Annotated in this window: 17 protein-coding genes; 9 read left to right on the top strand and 8 right to left on the bottom strand. The window is 47.2% G+C overall.

Going from position 1 to position 21297, the window contains the following annotated elements; all coding sequences use genetic code 11:
• The first annotated feature begins 217 nt into the window (after positions 1 to 217).
• On the top strand, positions 218 to 2383 hold the full coding sequence (locus A3Q3_RS0111440; protein WP_020183724.1) for a UvrD-helicase domain-containing protein: 2166 nt from the start codon (positions 218 to 220) through the stop codon (positions 2381 to 2383).
• A gap of 56 nt (positions 2384 to 2439) precedes the next feature.
• Here A3Q3_RS0111440 and A3Q3_RS0111435 read toward each other — a convergent pair whose 3' ends face one another.
• The 4 genes from A3Q3_RS0111435 to A3Q3_RS0111420 all read right to left on the bottom strand — a co-directional run bounded on the left by A3Q3_RS0111435 (position 2440) and on the right by A3Q3_RS0111420 (position 5433).
• A complete protein-coding gene (locus A3Q3_RS0111435) occupies positions 2440 to 3237 on the bottom strand; it encodes a BPSS1780 family membrane protein (RefSeq protein WP_020183723.1) in 798 nt (265 codons plus the stop codon).
• Between the two features lie 47 nt (positions 3238 to 3284).
• A complete protein-coding gene (locus tag A3Q3_RS0111430) occupies positions 3285 to 4211 on the bottom strand; it encodes a homoserine kinase (protein ID WP_020183722.1) in 927 nt (308 codons plus the stop codon).
• 53 nt (positions 4212 to 4264) lie between these two features.
• Positions 4265 to 4624, bottom strand: a complete 360-nt coding sequence (locus A3Q3_RS0111425) for a DUF2782 domain-containing protein (protein ID WP_020183721.1) — start codon at positions 4622 to 4624, stop codon at positions 4265 to 4267.
• Positions 4625 to 4707: 83 nt separating this feature from the next.
• On the bottom strand, positions 4708 to 5433 hold the full coding sequence (locus tag A3Q3_RS0111420; RefSeq protein WP_020183720.1) for a TIGR00730 family Rossman fold protein: 726 nt from the start codon (positions 5431 to 5433) through the stop codon (positions 4708 to 4710).
• Between the two features lie 185 nt (positions 5434 to 5618).
• Here A3Q3_RS0111420 and polA point away from each other — a divergent pair, with 185 nt between their 5' ends.
• Positions 5619 to 8381, top strand: a complete 2763-nt coding sequence (gene polA, locus A3Q3_RS0111410; RefSeq protein ID WP_020183718.1) for a DNA polymerase I — start codon at positions 5619 to 5621, stop codon at positions 8379 to 8381.
• 90 nt (positions 8382 to 8471) lie between these two features.
• Positions 8472 to 9125 (top strand): MOSC domain-containing protein, encoded by a 654-nt coding sequence (locus A3Q3_RS0111405; protein ID WP_020183717.1) that lies wholly within the window; start codon positions 8472 to 8474, stop codon positions 9123 to 9125.
• A gap of 2 nt (positions 9126 to 9127) precedes the next feature.
• On the opposite strand, the gene A3Q3_RS0111400 is transcribed toward A3Q3_RS0111405, so the two are convergent.
• The gene (locus A3Q3_RS0111400; RefSeq protein WP_369751679.1) at positions 9128 to 10297 is read right to left on the bottom strand and encodes a diguanylate cyclase domain-containing protein; all 1170 of its coding nucleotides are present in this window, start codon (positions 10295 to 10297) and stop codon (positions 9128 to 9130) included.
• A 124-nt stretch (positions 10298 to 10421) separates the two neighbouring features.
• Between A3Q3_RS0111400 and A3Q3_RS0111395 the strand changes: the two genes are divergently transcribed.
• Together A3Q3_RS0111395 and A3Q3_RS14345 are read left to right on the top strand one after the other, a co-directional pair.
• Entirely contained in the window at positions 10422 to 11165 is a 744-nt protein-coding gene (locus tag A3Q3_RS0111395; protein ID WP_020183715.1) for a molybdopterin-binding protein, read from the top strand.
• The gene (locus tag A3Q3_RS14345; protein WP_081623279.1) at positions 11147 to 11419 is read left to right on the top strand and encodes a YkgJ family cysteine cluster protein; all 273 of its coding nucleotides are present in this window, start codon (positions 11147 to 11149) and stop codon (positions 11417 to 11419) included. The genes A3Q3_RS0111395 and A3Q3_RS14345 overlap by 19 nt, the downstream gene beginning before the upstream one ends.
• Here the strand turns inward: A3Q3_RS14345 and A3Q3_RS0111390 are convergent.
• The 3 genes from A3Q3_RS0111390 to A3Q3_RS0111380 are packed head-to-tail and all read right to left on the bottom strand — an operon-like array spanning position 11403 to position 17234.
• Positions 11403 to 12866 carry an efflux transporter outer membrane subunit gene (locus A3Q3_RS0111390; protein WP_232418414.1) on the bottom strand — a complete coding sequence of 488 codons (1464 nt, stop codon included), beginning with the start codon at positions 12864 to 12866 and terminating at the stop codon, positions 11403 to 11405. The genes A3Q3_RS14345 and A3Q3_RS0111390 overlap by 17 nt on opposite strands.
• A gap of 52 nt (positions 12867 to 12918) precedes the next feature.
• A complete protein-coding gene (locus A3Q3_RS0111385; protein WP_020183713.1) occupies positions 12919 to 16035 on the bottom strand; it encodes an efflux RND transporter permease subunit in 3117 nt (1038 codons plus the stop codon).
• A gap of 11 nt (positions 16036 to 16046) precedes the next feature.
• On the bottom strand, positions 16047 to 17234 hold the full coding sequence (locus A3Q3_RS0111380; RefSeq protein WP_026361890.1) for an efflux RND transporter periplasmic adaptor subunit: 1188 nt from the start codon (positions 17232 to 17234) through the stop codon (positions 16047 to 16049).
• Between the two features lie 193 nt (positions 17235 to 17427).
• Here A3Q3_RS0111380 and A3Q3_RS0111375 point away from each other — a divergent pair, with 193 nt between their 5' ends.
• From A3Q3_RS0111375 to purH, 4 genes are all read left to right on the top strand, one after another.
• Positions 17428 to 18063, top strand: coding sequence for a TetR family transcriptional regulator (locus tag A3Q3_RS0111375; protein ID WP_020183711.1), 636 nt, complete (start codon positions 17428 to 17430; stop codon positions 18061 to 18063).
• A gap of 147 nt (positions 18064 to 18210) precedes the next feature.
• Positions 18211 to 19254 (top strand): tRNA dihydrouridine synthase DusB, encoded by a 1044-nt coding sequence (gene dusB / locus A3Q3_RS0111370; protein WP_020183710.1) that lies wholly within the window; start codon positions 18211 to 18213, stop codon positions 19252 to 19254.
• Positions 19254 to 19487 carry a helix-turn-helix domain-containing protein gene (locus A3Q3_RS0111365; protein WP_020183709.1) on the top strand — a complete coding sequence of 78 codons (234 nt, stop codon included), beginning with the start codon at positions 19254 to 19256 and terminating at the stop codon, positions 19485 to 19487. Before dusB ends, A3Q3_RS0111365 begins: the two co-directional genes overlap by 1 nt.
• A 114-nt stretch (positions 19488 to 19601) precedes the next feature.
• A complete protein-coding gene (gene purH / locus A3Q3_RS0111360) occupies positions 19602 to 21185 on the top strand; it encodes a bifunctional phosphoribosylaminoimidazolecarboxamide formyltransferase/IMP cyclohydrolase (protein WP_020183708.1) in 1584 nt (527 codons plus the stop codon).
• Positions 21186 to 21297 lie beyond the last annotated feature (112 nt).

Raw genomic sequence — 21297 nt, 5'->3', positions numbered from 1 at the left:
AAAAGCCCCGATTAAGGGGATTAAATCGGGGCAAATAGCCTCATCGTCTAAGGCTTCCGCTCAGGGAGGAAAGAAGCGGAAAGATGGCAAGCGTCAACTTGCACATCATGTACTCTATGACTAAGCCTTTTCGGGCTTAGTTCCAACTTTTTTAGTCTAAATTTCTATTTTTATTATCACAGTTAATTGAAACCGGTAGCCATGCGATAATACCGCTATGGACACCGACTCAATCTTATCCGGCCTCAATAATAAACAACTGGAAGCCGTTACCCTCCCCCGACAATCCGCGCTGATTTTAGCTGGGGCAGGCAGTGGAAAAACGCGTGTACTGACCACCCGTATTGCTTGGCTGATTCAATCCGGACAGGTATCGCCCATGGGATTGATGGCGGTGACCTTTACCAACAAAGCGGCTAAAGAGATGTTGACGCGCCTAACCGCTATGTTGCCGATCAACACGCGTGGCATGTGGGCTGGTACCTTTCACGGCTTATGTAATCGTCTATTGCGTGCACATTATCGCGAGGCTGGCTTACCCAGCACGTTTCAAATTTTAGATACTGCGGATCAATTGTCCAGCATCAAGCGCTTAATTAAGCTGATGAATGTGGACGATGAGAAATATCCGCCCAAACAAGTGCAAGGCTATATCAATAGCTGCAAAGAAGAAGGTCTGCGCGCGCATGCAGTAGATGCTTACGATGCACATTCGCAAAAATTGCGAGAAATCTACGAGGAATACGATAAACAATGCAACCGCGAAGGTGTGGCCGACTTTGCCGAATTGCTATTGCGTTGTTACGAACTACTGGAGCGCGATGCGCATATTCGCCAGCATTATCAAAACCGCTTTCACTACATTCTGGTGGATGAGTTTCAAGACACCAATCGTCTACAATACTTATGGTTAAAACTGTTAGCCGGCACCAGCAATTGTATTTTTGCAGTAGGTGATGACGACCAATCTATCTATGGTTTCCGCGGTGCACGTGTGGGCAACATGCGTGATTTTGAATCTGATTTTCATGTAGAAAATATTGTGAAGCTGGAAGAGAACTATCGCTCGCACAGCAATATTTTGGATGCTGCGAATGCGATTATCTCGCACAACAAACATCGCTTAGGCAAAAATTTATGGACCACCGCCGGTAAAGGTGAGCCTGTGCGTGTGTATGATGCCTATAACGATACGGACGAAGCGCAGTTTATTGTGGATGAAGTGAATATGCTGCAGAACGAAGGCACCAGCTTAGGGGATATGGCCTTACTCTACCGCAGTAATGCACAATCGCGCATCTTGGAACACACCCTATTTTCAGCCAATATCCCGTATCGCGTATATGGCGGTTTACGCTTTTTTGAACGTGCAGAGATCAAACATGCATTGGCCTATATGCGCTTGATTGCCAACGCCAATGACGATACGGCTCTGTTGCGTATCATCAATTTTCCGGCACGTGGTATTGGCGCCCGCAGCTTAGAGCAACTGCAAGAAGCAGCGCGTCAGCAAAACTGCAGCCTGTGGCAAGCCGCTATCAATAAAGTGGGCAATGGCACATTAGGCGGTAAAGGTATCGATGGTTTTGTTGGATTAATCCGTGAGATGGTGAATCAAGCTTATGGCATTAAGTTGCCAGAGCTAGCAGAGTTAGCCACTACAATGTCTGGCTTAAAAACGCATTACCAAGCCGATAAAGAAGGGGAAGACCGCATTGCCAACTTGGAAGAGTTGGTCACCGCGGCGGTAGCCTTTAGCAACCAAGACTTTGGTAACCACAACAACGTAGAAGAAGATGCCGATTTACTTACACAGTTTTTAAACCATGCCAGTTTAGAAGCCGGCGAACATCAAGCAGACGTTGGGCGTGAGGCGCTACAGTTGATGACCGTGCATGCTGCCAAAGGCTTGGAATTTAAAGCGGTATTTATTAGCGGCGTAGAGGAAGGCTTATTTCCACACGAACAAAGTACTTATGAAAACAGCGGCGTAGAAGAAGAACGCCGCTTGATGTATGTGGCGGTGACGCGCGCGCGTCAACGCCTGTATTTAAGCCATGCGCAAAGCCGCATGTTGCACGGCCAAGTGCGCTATGGCATTCCATCACGCTTTTTGGATGAGATCCCGGACGAACTGCTCAAACGGCTAAACAGCAAGCCTTCGCCTAAAGCTTATGCGACTGGTGGTAACTACCAAGCCAAGCCTTCCGCAAGCCAGCAGTACCCGTTTAAAATCGGGCAAAGTGTGCGGCATGCAAAATTTGGAGATGGCGTAGTGGTGAGCTACGAAGGCAATGCCAGTGACCTAGCCATCAAAATCAATTTTGGCCGCCAAGGCTTAAAGACGTTGATGATGGAATACGCTAAATTGGAAAAGATTTAACACAAGCCAGTCTCAGCTTGCTCAAGATTACTCAATTAGGATAATGCAGTTAAGGTTTAGGGTAACTCAACCGGTGCTGCTCTAAACACATCGCGATAGCTGACGTATTGAAACGCAAACATGAGCGCTGTAGCAAGCAGTAAGCAGCCAAATACCAACATGGGCATCAGCGCCTGTGCCAATGCTGGCACCAGCGCGCCTACCACCCCAATCACCAGACCTACGATTAACATCAAGCCCATCACGCCAGCTGATAGCACTAACCACGCGGCACCCATGGCTACCGTGTATTGCAACACACCAGCGATGCTGGATTTAATGGCTTTGACCAATGTGTAGTTATTGATAACGATAAGCACTGGTGAAAACCAGGTGGCAATAAACAAAGGGAATAACAGCAACAGCAGCTTGAGGATAAACGGCATAAATTTATCCATGAATTTTACATATTCTGACTCACTCATCTGCGCGCCTTTATCCGCAAAACTCATTAGCCCTTGAATATCAGAATTCAATAGAAAAGTAGCCAATGTGGCATAGACCAAACAGGCCAGCCCCAATAACATCAGCAGCGTGAATTTAGGTTGAATTTTTGCCAGTACAGCTTGTACGGTTTCTTGCTTGCCCATTTCTGCGTTGCGGTACATCATCACGGCAAATGCAATAAATACTGGCCAAATTAATACTGTGAGCAAGGCAAAAATACCCAAGCCCGGAATAGAAGGCAACATCATAAAAATGCCGACATAAGCGATGGCCAATAGCATCCATCTGGATGGTTGTGTTTTAAACAACTCTAGACTTTCTTTGACCCAGCTTAATCCGGTTTTGGTGCGAGATTCTAAAATTGCCATAGGTACCTTGCCAATGTATTTCTATTAATGATGTGCTTGCTGCTAGTTTATACGCTCTGAATGCGTTGTCTCAAGATTTGCTCAAAATGCATGGGGTCTTTAGCATGCGTTAACTCGCCTGCTACAGGAAAATGATAATCGTATAAACGCGATAACCAGAAACGCAAAGCCGCACGACGCAATAAAGCTTGCCAATGCTGCTGTTCCGCCAGCTCAAACGGTCTTACTGCTTGATACGCCGCTAGAAATGCATCGCGTTTCGCTGTATCAAAACTGCCATGTTCACTGATGCACCACTCATTGGCAGCAATCGCAACATCATAAGCCAGCACATCATGACACGCATAGTAAAAATCAATAAAGCCGCCAAGCCGGTCGCCATCAAACAACACGTTATCTCTAAACAAATCGCCATGAATCACGCCATGAGGCAGTGCTGTCAGATCTAAACCATGTTGATAATCCAACTCTGCCTGCAACAAAGCGCTTTGATCGGCTTGCATTTTAGGCATGACTTGCTGCGCGGTCATGGTGCGCCAGCCCTGTCCGCGTTGATTGTGTGATTGTTGATGAAAACTTAACCCAGCCAAATGCATATTGGCCAGCGTAGTTGCCACTGCCTGGCATTGTGCAACATTCGGTGTACTAATATCCCGACCTTGCAGGCAACTCACCATCAATGCAGGCTTGCCTTTCAGGCGATGCAGCGCGATTCCCTGCTTATCCATAATAGGTGCTGGACACGGTACCCCGTGTTGCGCCAAGTGTGCCATCAGATTGACGAAATATGGCAGCTCATCAAAATCATTTTTTTCAAAAATGGTCAGCACATAGCGCGCAGCATCTGTTGTCACAAAATAATTAGTATTGGTAATGCCAGCAGCAATCCCTTTAAGTGACTGAAATTGGCCGATACTAAATTGCGTTAGCCAATCGCGAACATCGTCAGATGTGAGTGTGGTAAAAACAGACATGTTGGTTAAACAAAAATCACCAAAATAATAAAGAGGGCATGGCCCTCTTCAGGTTAAAAGCGGAATAGTATCCAATGCGGTACAGATAAAGGTGGGTTAGGGCCGATATTCACCCAACCACCGTTAGGATCATCTTTATGCAGAAAATAAGGCGTGCCGCCTTGCGGTGTGACTTTCATCATGTATAGCTCACCGTTAATACGGTACTCTTCGATGGTCTCTGTGCCCTTTTTGCGGATGGTGATTTGTGGTTCTTCCATCGGCTCACCCTCAATTACTTTGGGAGGTGGCGGCACTTCTTCTAACAATTCACGCTGCGGCGCTTTGGCTGGCTCAGCAGCCGTGCTGGTCATTGCAAATCCACTGACTAAGAAAATGCACATCACATGAGACAGTAACTTTAAACGGTGCACTTTTCTTCTCCTTAACAGTTTTAATTATTTTAACAAATTACACCGGCCATAAGTGCTGGGCACGATAAATAAAATGCTGGGCATTACAAATATAATTGGATTTTGCGCTCTGCCGGTGTGAGCTCAAACCCTGTAGATTCATAATGTCTAAAAATGGTTTCCACAATCTGCTTGGGGTCATCAATAGACTGAATCAACAACATATCTTCTGGCGACGCCATACCTTCAGCAATCAGTGTATTTTTCAGCCAATCGATCAGGCCAGCCCAAAATTTGGTGCCAACCAAAATAATAGGAATTTTGCGAGATTTACCAGTCTGCACCAGTGTAATCGCTTCCATGAGTTCGTCCAGAGTACCAAAGCCACCCGGCATCACAATATAGGCCGATGCATATTTTACAAACATCACCTTGCGCATAAAAAAGTATTTAAACGTCAGGCTAATGTCTTGATACGGATTGCCACTCTGCTCAAACGGCAGCTCGATATTCAAGCCGACACTAGGGCCTATGCCAGCAAATGCGCCGCGATTTGCAGCTTCCATAATACCTGGGCCACCACCGGAAATGACACTAAATCCGGAGTCTGAGAGCAGGCGGGCAATCTCTTCGGTGAGCTTAAAGTAAGGATGATCCGGCTTGGTACGGGCGCTTCCAAAAATAGAAACGGCCGGGGTAATTTCTTTGAGTTTTTCGGTCGCCCCTACAAACTCGGCCATGATTTCAAATGCATGCCAAGAGCCATAACTGGCAGAATCGCCGTTCAATAGCTCAGGCGCTGTCACTAGTGGTAATTTTCTTGTCGTCATCTTACAAACTCGCCCTACTCAATATATGCATTTGATTCTACCATGCACAGCTAAATTCAATTGGCGGAACACAACAGTAAAACAATTTTTAAACAACGCCATGTGTTTTATAGCGATAAAAGCTAGAATAACCGACTTAACTAAGTTTGCTTTAGTCACTTTGTTGCTCGCTTTTTGGAACCCGTATGAAAACATTATTGCTGGTAGATGGCTCCTCTTATTTGTACCGCGCGTTTCACGCCATGCCGGATTTGCGTAACAGCAAAAACGAACCGGTAGGTGCCATTCAGGGCGTGCTCAACATGCTACGCCGTCTACATAAAGATTATCCGGCCGAATATAGTGCATGCGTGTTTGATGCCAAGGGTAAGACCTTCCGCGATGATATTTACCCGGAATACAAAGCCAACCGCGCCAGCATGCCAGATGATTTACGTGTGCAAATTGAGCCACTGTTTGAAACTATCCGCGCCATGGGCTGGCCACTGATTATTGAAGATGGCGTAGAGGCGGATGATGTGATTGGTGCGCTGGCCAAACAGGCGGAACGTGAAGGCATCAACACCATTATCTCCACTGGCGATAAAGACATTTCACAATTGGTCAACAAACATATCACCGTGGTCAACACCATGCGTGACGCCTTCCGCAAGACCGATGATGTGTTGGATATTGCTGGTGTACAAAACAAATTTGGCGTGCCGCCAGAAAGAATCATTGATTATTTAGTGCTCATCGGCGACACCTCGGATAACGTGCCCGGCGTAGAAAAAGTCGGCCCCAAAACTGCGGTTAAATGGTTGCAGGAATACGGTACATTGGAAAATATCGTAGCCAATGCAGACAATATCAAAGGTGTGGTGGGCGAGAACTTGCGTAAAGCACTGCCTTGGCTACCCACTGCGCGCGAACTGATTACTATCCGCTGCGATATCGGCATCCGCGAACACTTTGATGAGCTGGTAGCGCAAGCGCCAGACAAAGCGAAACTCACTGCATTATTTGACCACTTTGAGTTCAAAAGCTGGAAGCGTGAATTGGACAATATGCCTAGCCACACTACCAACGCCTCTTCTGGGCATCCGCCTGTTAGTCAACCCGTTACTAAAGCTGACACTGACTTTCATTATCAAGCGGATACGCGCCGTGACTACCACACGATTTTGAACGAAACCGACCTGAATGCTTGGCTAGACAAGCTGCAACAAGCCTCACTGTTTTGTTTCGATACAGAAACTACTTCGCTTGACCCGATGACCGCACAAATCGTGGGCGTCTCGTTTAGCGTGCAATCGGGAGAGGCAGCTTATTTGCCACTCTCTCACGATTATTTTGATGCGCCGACGCAGCTACCATGCAATACAACGCTTGCCAAACTCAAGCCCATTTTAGAAAACCCTGCGCTCAAAAAAGTCGGGCAAAATTTAAAATACGATAAACACGTGTTAGCCAATCATGGCATCGCACTCAACGGCATTGCGCACGATACGTTGCTGCAATCTTACGTATTGGAAAGCCATCGCGGTCATGGCATGGATGAGTTAAGTGAACGCCATTTGGGCATCACGCCCATCAGTTTTGAACAGGTAGCAGGCAAAGGCGCCAAGCAAGTCAGCTTTAATCAGGTGACAGTAGAAACTGCCGCTGAATACGCCGCAGAAGATGCTGACATTACGTTGCAACTGCATCAGGCACTGCATCCGCAAGTGGAAGCAGACACCAAACTCAACTTTATTTACAGCCAAATTGAAATGCCATCGATGGAGATTTTATTCACTATCGAACGCAATGGCGTACTGATTGACGCGAATCAACTCAACCGTCAGAGCAATGAAATTGGCCTGAAACTGGTAGCACTGGAAAAGCAAGCGTACGAATTAGCCGGCCAACCATTTAACTTAGGCTCACCTAAGCAGCTACAAGAGATTCTGTTTGGCAAGCTGGGCATCAAGCCCACCAAAAAAACGCCTAGCGGCGCCCCCAGTACCGATGAAGACGTCTTGCAAGAGCTAGCACTAGATTACCCGTTGCCCAAAGTGTTGCTGGAGTATCGCGGCTTAGCTAAGCTCAAATCCACCTACACCGACAAGCTGCCAAAAATGATTAACGCCAAAACCGGGCGTGTGCATACTAGCTATAACCAAGCTGTAGCCATCACGGGGCGCTTAGCCAGCTCCGACCCCAATTTACAGAACATTCCAGTACGCACGGCCGAAGGTCGCCGTATCCGCGAAGCATTTATTGCGCGTGAAGGCTGCCACATTGTCTCTGCCGACTATTCACAGATAGAACTGCGCATTATGGCGCATTTGTCGCAAGATAGCGGCATGTTGCAAGCTTTTACCAACAATGAGGATATTCACCGCGCTACCGCTGCCGAGATTTTTGGCGTAGAACGCAGTGCAGTCGATAACGAACAGCGCCGATACGCCAAAGTGATTAACTTTGGTTTAATTTATGGCATGAGCGCCTTTGGCTTGGCGCAGAACCTCAACATTGAGCGCAGCGCTGCCGCTAGCTATATTGAACGCTACTTTGCGCGCTACCCCGGCGTAAAACAATACATGCAAAACACGCGCGAGCTTGCCAAGGCGCAGGGCTATGTCGAAACCTATTTTGGACGACGCTTATGGGTGCCAGAAATTAATAGCCCTAACGTACAAAGACGCAACGGCGCAGAACGCGCTGCTATTAATGCGCCTATGCAAGGCACTGCGGCAGATCTGATCAAACTCGCCATGATTGCAGTACAAGACTGGCTGACACAAGAAAAACTACAGACCAAACTCATTATGCAAGTACACGATGAATTGGTATTAGAAGTACCAGACAATGAGCTGGCGCTGGTAAAAGCAGAACTGCCGAAACTGATGCAGGGCGTAGCGACACTTGATGTGCCACTATTAGCAGAAGTAGGCGTAGGCAATAACTGGGAAAGCGCACACTAATCCCAAGCACATACGCAAATTAACGCATATGGTCAGCGGCGCTTTTACGGTTAAATAGCACTCATCGTTACTTGAGCGAGCGTACATCTCATGCAGTTAATCTCTGTCAATACGGCCATGCCCACCGTCGTTGAAATCAACGGAAACTCGGTCAACACTGGCATTTATAAAACCCCACAATCCGGAAAGGTCCGGCTAAGCAAAACCAACCTAGCCGGAGATGGTCAAGCCGACTTAACAGTACATGGTGGTGAATTTCAGGCGGTATATAGCTATCCTGTTGAGCATTATGCTTACTGGCAAAAAGTCTTGAGCAAACCTGCATTGCCCTTTGGTACGTTTGGCGAGAACTTTACTGTCTCAGGCTTGCTAGAGGATGAAGTCTATGTAGGGGATATATTTTCCGTAGGCAGCGCAGTGATACAAGCGACCATGCCTAGGATTCCCTGTTTTAAATTTGGACACAAAGTGGGCAAACCGGATATCTTATCCATGTTTTTACACAGTGGACGCAGCGGTTTTTATCACAAAGTACTTCAAGAAGGTGACGTGGCTGCTGGTGATTCGATTGCACTGGTAGAACGTCAATCGCAAAGCATCAGCATCAGAATGGCATTGGGTCTACAAAAGCTGGAAGAAGGCGATGCCAGCACACTGGAGTATGCGCTGCGCATTGAGCACTTACCGCCATTATTGCGCAACGTCTACACACAGCGTTTACAGCACATGCAGCCTGCAGGCTAATACTAATGCTCACGTTCCAAATGCAAAGTATCTCGCATCTTAAAATCAAACATGCGGATGATATTGCGTCCCGCTTTCTTGGCTTGGTACATGGCAATATCTGCATGTTTAAGCAAGTCTTCGTGCGACTCACCATGGTCTCCAAACATAGCAATGCCGATGCTGGGGGTGCTGATATATTCAAACTGATTTAATTGGTAAGGCGCGTTAAGCCTAGCAATCATTTGACTGGTGATATGCTCAACTTGCTTGGTCGCAGCAAGCTGCTCCTCATTCAAATCCTCTAGCATCACTACAAACTCGTCGCCGCCTAAACGTGCAACCGTATCACTTTCGCGCACACTCAATTTCAAACGTTCAGCCACTTGTTTAAGCAGTAAGTCGCCCATATCATGACCTAGCGTGTCATTGAGCATTTTGAAGTGATCTAAATCCAGAAACAGCAACGCGCCACGCTTGCCAGAACGACGGCTCAGCACCAACGCATGGTGCAATCTATCCATGAGCAGCCTGCGATTGGGCAGATTGGTCAGCGCATCATAAAAAGCCAATCGCTTAATTTCTTCCTCACGTTCAGTTGCTTGTTGTCGTAATAAAACGCTTTCCAGCAAATTGCGATAAAACGATTGGATACTAAAAATAGAAAAAATGACGTAGACAATACCAGCAATAGCCATCGGCACCGAAATGCTATGGCCGAGCACGGCAAACCCTAATAATGTCGGCAATACCGCAAATGCGATATACGTCATCGCACTAATCCGGTCAATAGAATAGGAGACGATTGAGCCAGCCGACAGTCCGGCAATTAGATAACTCACAAACAGCTGCTGCTCGAGCTGGCCATAACGGATCATCAGCAGCCCCACCGCACCCCATATCATACTGCTCAATATTAAGCCGCTTCTAAACATGGTCAAGCGGCGTCTAATTTCATGCGGATCGTCCGTATGGTGCTTGGCATGAAAGCGAGTCACCAAAATTCTGGTGGCACTTACGGCAAGCATAATCCACAGCCAACCTAGCAGAATTTGCCTAGGAATCTCGTCACCTTGCATCACGACAAGGACGATAGCCAGCAAACAACTGGCAAAGACTGTCCGCGCACTGACTGCCAGTAAGTGCGTTAATTGTGCTGATTGAATTGCTACATTATTATTTTCCAAAGACACTCAAACCTGTATGCCATTATTTTTTTGCATTCACTTTTCCTACCCTCACCTTAATTATTCAATAGGACAACTATTAGTGCAACAGTTAAAATACGTCGCATCAAAGTATTTTTAAGCAATTTTTATGCAAAATTTTGGCATTTACATCATTGGCGATGAAATTCTCTCCGGAAAACGCCAAGACAAACATTTGGCCAAAGTGATTGAATTGCTTTCGGCACGTGGCTTACAGCTTAGTTGGGCTAACTACTTGGGCGATATTCCGGCACAGATTACCCTAGCCTTAAGTGCCAGCATGGCGCGCGGTGATATTGTGTTTAGCTTTGGTGGTATCGGCGCAACACCTGACGATTACACGCGTCAATGCGCGGCGGATGCACTCGGTGTGCCTATTGAGCGTCACGCAGGTGCAGTGGCTGAGCTAGAAGCCAGATTTGGTGAGGCGGCCTACCCTAAACGTGTATTGATGGCAGACTTTCCGCAAGGCGCCGATTTGATTCCTAACCCAGTTAATCGCGTGGCTGGCTTTAGCATTCAGCAACACTATTTTGTACCGGGGTTTCCAGAAATGGCACACCCTATGGTGGAATGGGTGCTCGATACCTATTACCCACATCTATTTCATCAGCAAGATTATCTCGAGTCTTCTATTTTGGTATTGGATGCAGGCGAAAGCCAGCTATTGGATATGATGCACCAGATCTTGGCACAATATCCGGACATCAAATTATTTAGCCTGCCTAAGCTAGATACGCGTCGCACCATCGAATTAGGCGTCAAAGGCGCCAACCAATCGGTCACACGTGCCATGCACGATATCCAACAACACATTTCTGCGCTAGGTTTCCCTTGGTCACCGCTGCCTTAGCGTGCCGAGAAGGATGTGGCGCATGTTGCATCGCACCTTCCATTAACAGCCCGATTCCCGGCATGCCCAATGGCAAGCCCGCGGGTGTTAGGTGTGTTCAATTAGATGCAGACAATCGGTGTATGATTTTTGGTCGGCCAGAACGGCCCGTGTTTTGTGCCGGGTTACAACCCAGCACCGAAATGTGTGGAAACAGCCAAGTGCAAGCACTCACTTGGCTGACCCGATTAGAACAACTTACTCAGCCTTCTTAACTGGCTCTGCGCTAGCCGCTTTTTCTACTGGCTGCCAACCACCGCCCAATGCCTTGAATAAATCCACCGATGCGGTCAATACATTTTGACGGCTCTGTACAAAGCTTTGCGTGGCTTCGTAATAACTACGTTGCGCATCCAGCACTTCTAAATAAGCAGAGTAACCAGATTTATAGCGGTTTTGTGAAACCTCTAAAATTTTCTTGGCTGTCTCTTGTTTAGATTGCGCAATCGCTTCTACCGATTTGTACTGACGCAAATTGACCAGCGCATTATTCACTTCTTGGAAAGCTGTTTGTACAGCACCCTGATAGCTTGCTAACGCTTGTTTTTGCTTAGCTGTGGCTTGGTCTACTTTGGCATTCAACCTACCACCGTTAAAGATAGGCAAGTTTAAGCCTACGCCCAACGACCACACGCGTGCAGCTGATTTCAGCAAATCACCCAACTCTACACTTTCACCACCGAAGGCACCGGTCAAAGTGATGCTAGGGTAAAGCGCTGCTTTGGCAAGACCGATATTGGCATTGGCGGCAATCAGTTGCTGCTCCGTATCACGTACATCCGGCCTTGCCTCCATTAGGCTGGATGGCAAACCAGCGGGCGGAATCGGCGGAATTGGCAACGTCAACAAATCAGCCGCTGCAATTTGAGTGTCAAGCTCACCCGTGAGCACCGCCAATTGTTGCTCGCTGATTGCACGTTGACGCTGCAATTCCACTTGCTGTGATTTTAGGTTATCTAGCGCCAGTTCCGCCTGGTGTACATCCAGCACCGACACCACCCCACCCGCTAAACGACGTTTTGTCAGCGCCAAGCTCTCTTCACTAATGGCCTGATTACTTTTATTGACCGCAAGTTGTGAATCTAAACTGCGGATAATCAAGTAATTATTGGCGACCAAACTAGATAAAGACCATAGCACGGTTTCTTTAGCGTATTGGGTAGAGAGATAACTTGCACGTGCCGCCTCTTTGGCACGTCTTAACTTACCCCAAAAATCCAGCTCTATGGATGAGTTAAGCGCCAATTTATAGGTACTCCGCGGGTTTTGCCCAAATACCGGAAAAATACCAGCTTGTGTCACGCGATTACGCACACCTGAGCTATCTAAGTCTACAGTTGGCAGCAAGTAAGCGCCTACTTCACGCATATAGCCATCGGCTTCTTCAATACGAGCTACCGCCAGCTGCACATTGGTATTGTTTTGTTGTGCTTTCTCAATCAGCGCATTCAACTGCGCATCTTGATACAGCGTCCACCATTGGTTGGGTGCTTGTACCGCACTAGCATCATCCGCTTGTCTAAACTGCTCAGGCAAGCGCACATCTTTGGCTTCCGGACGCTGATACATCGGGCCAAGCAAAGTGCAGCCTGCTAGCCATGTCATCGACACCAATAGCGCAATGGTTCTCATGGTTGGTTTCATAATATTTGACGGTTGCATACCGTTTCCTTTGTTATTAGACATCACTTGTTTTTTAAACATCACCTGTTCTCTAAACATCACCATGGTGTCTCACTGTATTTTGGTTACTTAACCACGTGAAGAACAACGGGATGAAAATGGTAGCCACAAACGTAGCCAACAACATCCCACCCAACACGCCGGTACCCATAGATTGCCTTGCTGCAGCACCTGCACCTGTTGCAAATACTAGCGGGATAATCCCTAAGATAAAGGCCATTGACGTCATCACAATCGGTCTAAAGCGTAACCGTGCGGCTTCTAGTGCAGCTTCTGCAATCGGCATGCCCTCTTCCATTTTTTGGCTCGCAAACTCCACAATCAGAATCGCGTTTTTCGCCGCCAAACCAATCAAGGTAATCAAACCAATCTGGAAGTAAATATCATTGGTCATGCCGCGTGTAAGCACTGCAGTTAAAGCACCCGCTAGCGCAAACGGTACCGCCATAATCACAGCCAGTGGCAACGCCCATGTTTCAAACTGTGCTGCCAAAATTAAGAACACCATGATGATGGCAAAGCCAAAGGCAAATAGTGCCGCTGAACCCGTACGTTTCTCTTGGTACGCTTGGCCTGTCCACGCAATTTGGTAACCATCTGGCAAATTCGCTTTGGCAATACGTTCTACTGTTTCAATCGCATCGCCTGAGCTAACTCCTGCAGCACCACCGCCAAACACTTTGGCAGATAACAAACCGTTATAGCGCTCTAATTGCTCAGCACCCACAATGTTTTTGACCGTGCTAAGCGCAGACAACGGGATCATGTTGCCATTAGGACTCTCAGCAGTTGGCTGGCTACGCACATACACTTTGCCTAAGTCTTCCGGCTTCATCCTAAACTCAGGCTCCGCTTGTAGCTGCACACGATATGTACGGCCTGTACGGTTAAAGTCATTCACATAAAACGAGCCCATCGTACTTTGCAATGTCGTGTAGATATCTGCAATTTTCACATTTTGTGAAATCGCCTTAGCTTCGTCCACCTCAATCATTAATTGCGGCACTGTCGGTCTAAAGAAACTGTTGATACCAGTCAGCGTTGGATCAGCACGCATCGCGTCCATAAAGTTGTTCATCACAGCTGCCAACTTAATTGGATCAGTATCGCGCTGGCTTTGTACATAGACCTCAAAGCCACCTGCAGAACCCAAACCACGAATCGCAGGCGGGTTCACGGCAAACGCCATACCATCTGTCTGACTCATGCCAATACCAAATAACTTACCCACAATGTCATTAGCCGAAGATGTGCGCTCTTTCCAATCGGTCATACGCACAAACATCGTTGCAGCATTGGTTTTGTTGGCACCTGTGAGCAACTCAAATCCATTCACTGCAAACTCATGTGCCACCGCAGGGTCTTTTGCAATTTCCGCACGAATATTCTCAGTCGTTTTAACTGTACGCCCCAAGGTTGCACCATCTGGCATGACCACGACTGTCACCACATAGCCCTGATCTTCCGCAGGCACAAAGCCACCTGGCACTATTCTGAACAAAAATACAACCGCTGCAACTATCGCAGAAAATACAATGGCACCGATAATTTTGTGGTGTAACGTCAGGTTAACCGTGTTTGTATAAAACTTAGTCAGCCCGCCAAAACCTTGGTTAAACTTTCTAAAGAAGGCATTTTCGCCATGCGATTTTTTCAAAATCATCGCGCACAGTGCAGGCGTTAACGTTAAAGCCACTACGCCAGAAATCACCACTGCAATGGCAACGGTTACCGCAAACTGACGATACAACTCGCCAGCAATTCCGCCTTGGAACGCCACAGGCACAAACACTGCGCACAACACCAGCACAATCGCCACCACAGCAGCTGACACTTGTTGGATTGACTTAACCGCTGCTGGGAATGGATCTAAACCTTCCTCGGACATCAGGCGTTCCGTGTTTTCCAACACCACAATCGCATCGTCCACCACAATACCAATGGCTAAAATCATGGCGAATAAGGTGAGCAAGTTAATGGAGAAACCAAACATATATAGGCCAGCGAATGTACCAATCAGCGAGATAGGCACCGCAATCAACGGGATTAACGTTGCGCGCCAGCTCTGCAAGAACAGGAACACGACCAATACCACCAACACCAAAGCTTCACCAAAGGTTTTGAATACCTCTTCAATCGTTGCCTTCACAAAGTCACTGGTATCATAAGGAATTGTTGTTTCTATCCCCTCAGGAAAACGCGGTCTTAACTCTTCAGTTTTCGCTTTAATCGCTGCAGCAGTATCTAACGCATTTGCACCGTTTTGCAAGAAAATGGCCACTGCCACGCCTGGTTTACCATTAAGCGCAGAGGCTACATTATAGGTTTGTGCACCTAACTCAATCCGTGCAACATCTTTAAGGTACAACACACCTTTCGGGCCATTGGCACGCACAATAATATTGGCAAATTCAGCAGGATCCACCAGACGACCTTTGGCTGTCACTGTGTAGACGATTTGTTGATCGGCAGGTGCTGGCTCTTGCCCAATTTTACCCGCCGCATACTGATTGTTTTGTGCGTTAATCGCCGCGGCTACATCACTTGTACTTACGCCAAGTTGTGCCATACGATCTGGTCGCAACCAAATACGCATCGCATAATCTTGACCACCAAATACGGTGACATCGCCAACACCTTTTACACGCTTATATTCGTCCACAACATTTAGCGTGGCATAGTTACTTAAAAATAAGCGGTCGTGTTTTGGATTTTTAGAAGTGAACATCGTCACGAGCAGAATATCATTCGATCTTTTCTGTACGACTACGCCGTTTCTTCTCACCTCTTCTGGCAAGCGCGGTGAAGCAATATTCACACGATTGCTCACGTTAAACGTGGCTTGGTCCACGTTAGTACCTACTTCAAAGGTCGCAGTAATTGTCAACGTACCACTGGAGTCTGCACTAGAGTTAAAGTACAGCAAATTGTCTACGCCACTGAGCTGCTCTTCAATCGGTGCCGCAACAGTTTTAGTGAGTGTATCGGCACTTGCCCCTGGATAGGTGGCCGTAATCATTACCGTAGGTGGTGCAATTTGTGGATATTGTGCAATCGGCAATTGGAATGATGCTGCCAAACCTGCTAGTACGATAATAATCGACAGCACCGAGGCAAAAATGGGCCTTGTAATAAAGAACTTGGTCATGAATCGTTACCTTATGCTGAAGTTTTAGCTGGTGCTTTAGCTGAAGTTTTTGGATTTGCCGCAGGAGGCTCACCCAATGGATGTGGGTCCACAGGCGCACCTGGTCGTACCTTAATTAAATTATCGGCTAATAATTTATCGCCTGCTTTTAGGCCACTTAAGATCACCCAGTTTTTACCTTCCCAGCCGCCTTCTTGGATAGGTCTTACTGCTGCAATTGTTTTGCCTGAAGCATCTTTTTCTGCCACATAGACAAACTTGCCTTGGTCACCAGTTAATACCGCTGTTTGCGGGATGATAAATACACCATCACGTGTACCAGTGGTCACACGTGCACGCACGAATTGACCTGGCAATAGACTACGGTTGGCATTCTCAAATACCGCACGCAGTTGCTGCGTGCCTAATGCCGGGTCAATCTCACTCGCTGAGAAGTTTAACTTTCCAGACTCAGGAAAGTCAGTGCCATCAGGCAACACTAATTGAATGTTTTTTACGTTACGGCTAGTTAATTGACCGCCCAATGACGCTAATTCAGAATCGGACAAACTAAAGCGTACCCAAATTGGAGACAATTGAACGATTGTAGTGAGCAGACTTGTATTCGCTGATACCAATGCACCCTCTGAAAACTCGAAACGCCCCGCGATACCACTGGTGGGTGCCGTTACACTGGTATAGGAAAGGTTGAGCTTAGCCTCGCGCAACATCGCTTCGTATTGCAGTAATGTCGCAGAAGCGACAGAATTATCAGAAAGCGCATTGTCATACTCGCGCTGACTAATCGACTGCGTATCCAACAAACCTTTTAAACGGTCTGCTTCACGTTGCGTTTGTGTAATACGTGCTTTTTGTTGCGCTAATTGCGCTTCAGCCTGTTGCACCGCAATCTGGAATGGCACCGGATCAATCAAGAACATGGTTTGACCCGCTTTAATCGGCTCACCTTCTTGGAACATCTTCTTCAGCAGTATGCCGCCTACCCTTGGGCGCACTTCCACCTCTTTTGCACCTTCAGTCTGTGCCACAGCTTCCGCCCGAATTGGCACAGAAGTCGGTTGCACTTCAATGACACCTACAGGCAAGGCTGGCATTCCACCAGCAGCAGCGTCTTGTTTTTGTTGACCACATGCTGCAATCAGCGTGCTGAGCATGACTGCCAGTAGTGTGTGAGTGTATTGCATTGTTCTTTTTGCCATAGCTGCCTCTAGGTGAATGCCTTGATGAAGTTTAAAATATTAGTTTAATTAAATTGCTTGCATACATACAAGCATGAATGTATATTATATACAAACATGAATGTATGTAAATAAGTTTTTGTACGTATTTTGAAAAAAGTGTCGCAAGCCACTCAAAACGTACACATTTTTAATATCGAGCACACAGTATATTATGGTACGAAAAACGAAAGAAGACGCAGAAATCACTCGCCAGCGTATTATTGACGCTGCCCGTGAAGTATTTTTGACAAAGGGTGTGAGTCGCACCAGTCTAGAACAAATTGCCTCGCATGCCGGCGTTACACGCGGCGCGGTCTATTGGCACTTTGAAAACAAGTCACAACTATTCTATGCATTGCGTGAGCAGGTGTTTCTACCACTGATTGACCGTATGGACGATACGCTGCTCGCAGATATCGACAAAACAAATGATCCAGTGGCGGATCCGTTGAAACGTATTGAAAATTTTCTTCTAGGTACTATTCAAATTCTCAACGATCACCAAGAAACTCGCCAAACCTACGAAATTATGATGACTAAGTGCGAATATGTGGATGAATTTGCCACGGTATTGCAACAAATCTTGAATAACTGCTCTGGTATGGTAGATAAACTAGAACAGGTATACGCAAGAGCATTACAAAAAGACCTAATCAATCCAACACATAGCCCAATCCAACTTGCCATGGATACGCATTTGTTCTTTTCTGGCTTATTACATATGTGGGTCAAAGATACTGATGGCTCCCGTTTCAGAAACCAAGCACACACCCTCATCAGCTCGCACGTTAATCTCCGCAGAAAGTAAGTCCTTACTGATTGAATTTTAAATGTTTTTTAAAGTTGCATTCTGTCACGGCCACTCAACAATTTCGTCACAATAATCACTAGAATGGGTTTCCACACCCCGCAATTGCGTATAAAATAGGCAGCTTTTCCACACTGCCAAATTTGTATGCAAATTGGTTCGCACATCCTTAAAAATAATTTAGTCGTTGCCCCCATGGCAGGCGTGACAGATCGCCCTTTCCGCCAGCTGTGCAAAAAAATGGGCGCAGGCTTGGCCGTGTCTGAAATGGTGACGTCCAACTCCTTATTATATGGCAGCGAAAAAACACGCCGCCGCGCCAATCATGAAGGTGAAGTAGACCCAATCTCTGTGCAGATTGCTGGTGCTGACCCCAAAATGATGGCCGAAGCAGCCAAATACAATGTAGATAACGGTGCGCAAATCATTGATATCAACATGGGCTGCCCAGCCAAGAAAATCTGTAATGTGATGGCAGGCTCTGCGCTATTAAAAGATGAGCCATTGGTGTCGCAAATCCTTAAAGCAGTAGTCAATGCTGTGGATGTTCCCGTCACGCTGAAGATCCGCACCGGCTGGGACAAGCAAAATCGCAATGCCATTGCCGTGGCCAAAATGGCCGAAGATATTGGCGTTCAAGCGCTGGCTATGCATGGCCGAACCCGCGCATGCTTATATATGGGCGATGCAGAATACGATACGATTGCCGCCGTTAAACAAGCCATCAACATTCCACTCATCGCCAATGGCGACATTACCACCCCAGAAAAAGCCAAATTCGTTTTAGATTACACTGGCGCCGATGCCGTGATGATTGGCCGCGCCGCGCAGGGACGCCCTTGGATTTTCCGTGAAATAGAGCATTACCTACTCACAGGCGAACACATGTTGGCGCCTACCGTAGATGAAATTCACACAGTCATGCTTGAGCATATACATGATTTGTATGATTTTTATGGCGACCTCACTGGCATGCGTGTGGCGCGTAAGCATATCTCTTGGTACACAAAGGGCCTAGCCGGCTCAGCCAACTTCCGCCATCACATGAACACCTTACAAACCATCGAGTTGCAGTTAAATGCAATTGATGATTTCTTTAATGAACTCAAATCAAAACACGAGCGCTTGGTATACGCAGACACGGATACCGACGAGCACACCACAGTATCTAGCGAGGCAATAGCGGCATAATGGCAAATATCTGCAAACTGAGTGACGCGATTAACGAGTCGCTAGATGAGTACTTTGTGCATTTGGATGGCCAACCGCCACACGCGATCTACGAGATGGTACTGGGCTGCGTTGAAAAACCGATGCTTGAATATGTCCTCAACAAAGTGGGGGGCAATCAAAGCAAAGCCGCTGAGATGCTAGGGCTCAACCGCAATACCTTACGTAAAAAAATGGCGGAATACGGCCTGTAATTAACACAAACTCGCAAAACCAAGAACATGAACACACGGCTGGTAGCCAATACCTAGCTGCGATGATTCAGGCAAGCAAACACCCATTTATCATTAGTCTCACGGAATCCATCAATGGCGATTATTAAACGCGCGCTCATCAGCGTATCAGACAAAACCGGTATTATTGAATTTGCACAGGCACTTAGCCAACTGGGCGTAGAGTTACTCTCTACAGGCGGCACAGCCAAGTTGTTTCGTGACAACAGTATCCCAGTCATCGAAGTGAGTGACTACACCGGATTCCCAGAAATGCTGGATGGCCGCGTTAAAACGTTACATCCGAAAGTACATGGCGGCATTTTAGGCCGCAGAGATTTACCAGAACATGTGCAAGCCATGCAAACGCAAGGCATTCCAAATATCGACATGGTCATCGTGAACCTCTACCCGTTTGAGGCGACCGTGGCCAAGGCTGATTGCACCTTAGAAGATGCGATTGAGAACATTGATATTGGCGGCCCAGCCATGGTGCGCTCAGCCGCTAAAAACTGGAAAGACGTTGCTGTGCTCACTGATGCCAACCAATACGCCGATGTATTGGCCGAACTCAAATCTACTGGTGCGCTATCGCAACAAACCACATTTGCTTTATCCGTTGCCGCGTTTAATCGCATCAGTAATTATGACGGTGCAATTTCAGATTACCTGTCTTCATTCAATACAGATGGCACACGCAACCCTTTCCCAAACCAAGTGAACGGTCACTTTGTCAAAGTGCAAGATCTACGCTATGGCGAGAACTCACACCAGCAGGCTGCGTTATATCGCGATTTGTATCCAGCGCCCGGCTCACTGGTTTCTGCGGAACAACTGCAAGGCAAAGAACTCAGCTATAACAACATTGCAGATGCTGATGCCGCTTGGGAAACCGTTAAATCGTTTACTGGTGTTGCCTGCGTAATCGTCAAACATGCTAATCCATGTGGTGTTGCCTTAGGTGCGACTACACTTGAGGCGTACCAAAAAGCATTTAAAACTGACCCGACCTCTGCTTTTGGCGGCATCATCGCGTTTAATAGCACGGTGGATGGTACTGCCGCAGAGGCAGTTGCCAAACAGTTTGTTGAGGTACTGATTGCGCCCGACTTTACGGCTGAAGCCTTAGCCATATTTAAAGCCAAAGCTAATGTACGCGTATTAAAAATCGCGCTGCCAAAAGGTGGGAAAAGTGCGTGGGAAAATGGCCGTAACGCTATGGACTCTAAACGCATTGGCTCCGGCATATTATTGCAAACCGCAGACAATCACGAGCTTAGCCAAGCCGACTTAAAAATCGTCACCAAAAAGCAGCCGACACCACAGCAACTCAGTGATTTATTGTTTGCGTGGAATGTGGCGAAATATGTGAAATCGAATGCAATTGTGTTCTGTGGAGATGGCATGACCTTAGGTGTAGGTGCCGGGCAAATGAGTCGCGTGGACAGTACAAAAATTGCCGCCATCAAAGCACAAAACGCTGGCTTGAGCCTGCAAGGATCTGTGGTCGCTTCCGATGCTTTCTTCCCATTTCGTGACGGTGTAGATGTGCTGGCCGATGCAGGCGCGAGCTGCGTGATTCACCCAGGTGGTAGCATGCGTGATGATGAAGTGATTGCCGCAGCCGATGAACGTGGTTTGTCGATGGTACTGACTGGCATCCGCCACTTTAGACATTAAAAACCCTGCTGCGCACTTCTACTACGGTGTTGCGCGGTACTCGCAATCCTCACGTACCATATGTACGCTCCGGTTGCTCTGTTCCGTGCGCCTTGCATTGAAAGTGCTCACA

Source organism: Methylotenera sp. 1P/1 (assembly GCF_000384355.1).
Taxonomy (GTDB): Bacteria; Pseudomonadota; Gammaproteobacteria; order Burkholderiales; family Methylophilaceae; genus Methylophilus.
This window is presented reverse-complemented; position numbering and strand designations above follow the sequence as displayed.

Excerpts from the sequence above, each read along its gene's own strand:
- A3Q3_RS0111390 (WP_232418414.1), bottom strand. The coding sequence starts at position 12,866 with ATGCAACCGTCAAATATTATGAAACCAACCATGAGAACCATTGCGCTA.
- A3Q3_RS0111440 (WP_020183724.1), top strand. The coding sequence starts at position 218 with ATGGACACCGACTCAATCTTATCCGGCCTCAATAATAAACAACTGGAA.
- A3Q3_RS0111380 (WP_026361890.1), bottom strand. The coding sequence starts at position 17,234 with ATGGCAAAAAGAACAATGCAATACACTCACACACTACTGGCAGTCATG.
- A3Q3_RS0111430 (WP_020183722.1), bottom strand. The coding sequence starts at position 4,211 with ATGTCTGTTTTTACCACACTCACATCTGACGATGTTCGCGATTGGCTA.
- A3Q3_RS0111385 (WP_020183713.1), bottom strand. The coding sequence starts at position 16,035 with ATGACCAAGTTCTTTATTACAAGGCCCATTTTTGCCTCGGTGCTGTCG.
- polA (WP_020183718.1), top strand. The coding sequence starts at position 5,619 with ATGAAAACATTATTGCTGGTAGATGGCTCCTCTTATTTGTACCGCGCG.
- A3Q3_RS0111405 (WP_020183717.1), top strand. The coding sequence starts at position 8,472 with ATGCAGTTAATCTCTGTCAATACGGCCATGCCCACCGTCGTTGAAATC.
- dusB (WP_020183710.1), top strand. The coding sequence starts at position 18,211 with ATGCAAATTGGTTCGCACATCCTTAAAAATAATTTAGTCGTTGCCCCC.
- purH (WP_020183708.1), top strand. The coding sequence starts at position 19,602 with ATGGCGATTATTAAACGCGCGCTCATCAGCGTATCAGACAAAACCGGT.
- A3Q3_RS0111365 (WP_020183709.1), top strand. The coding sequence starts at position 19,254 with ATGGCAAATATCTGCAAACTGAGTGACGCGATTAACGAGTCGCTAGAT.
- A3Q3_RS0111395 (WP_020183715.1), top strand. The coding sequence starts at position 10,422 with ATGCAAAATTTTGGCATTTACATCATTGGCGATGAAATTCTCTCCGGA.
- A3Q3_RS0111375 (WP_020183711.1), top strand. The coding sequence starts at position 17,428 with ATGGTACGAAAAACGAAAGAAGACGCAGAAATCACTCGCCAGCGTATT.
- A3Q3_RS0111420 (WP_020183720.1), bottom strand. The coding sequence starts at position 5,433 with ATGACGACAAGAAAATTACCACTAGTGACAGCGCCTGAGCTATTGAAC.
- A3Q3_RS0111435 (WP_020183723.1), bottom strand. The coding sequence starts at position 3,237 with ATGGCAATTTTAGAATCTCGCACCAAAACCGGATTAAGCTGGGTCAAA.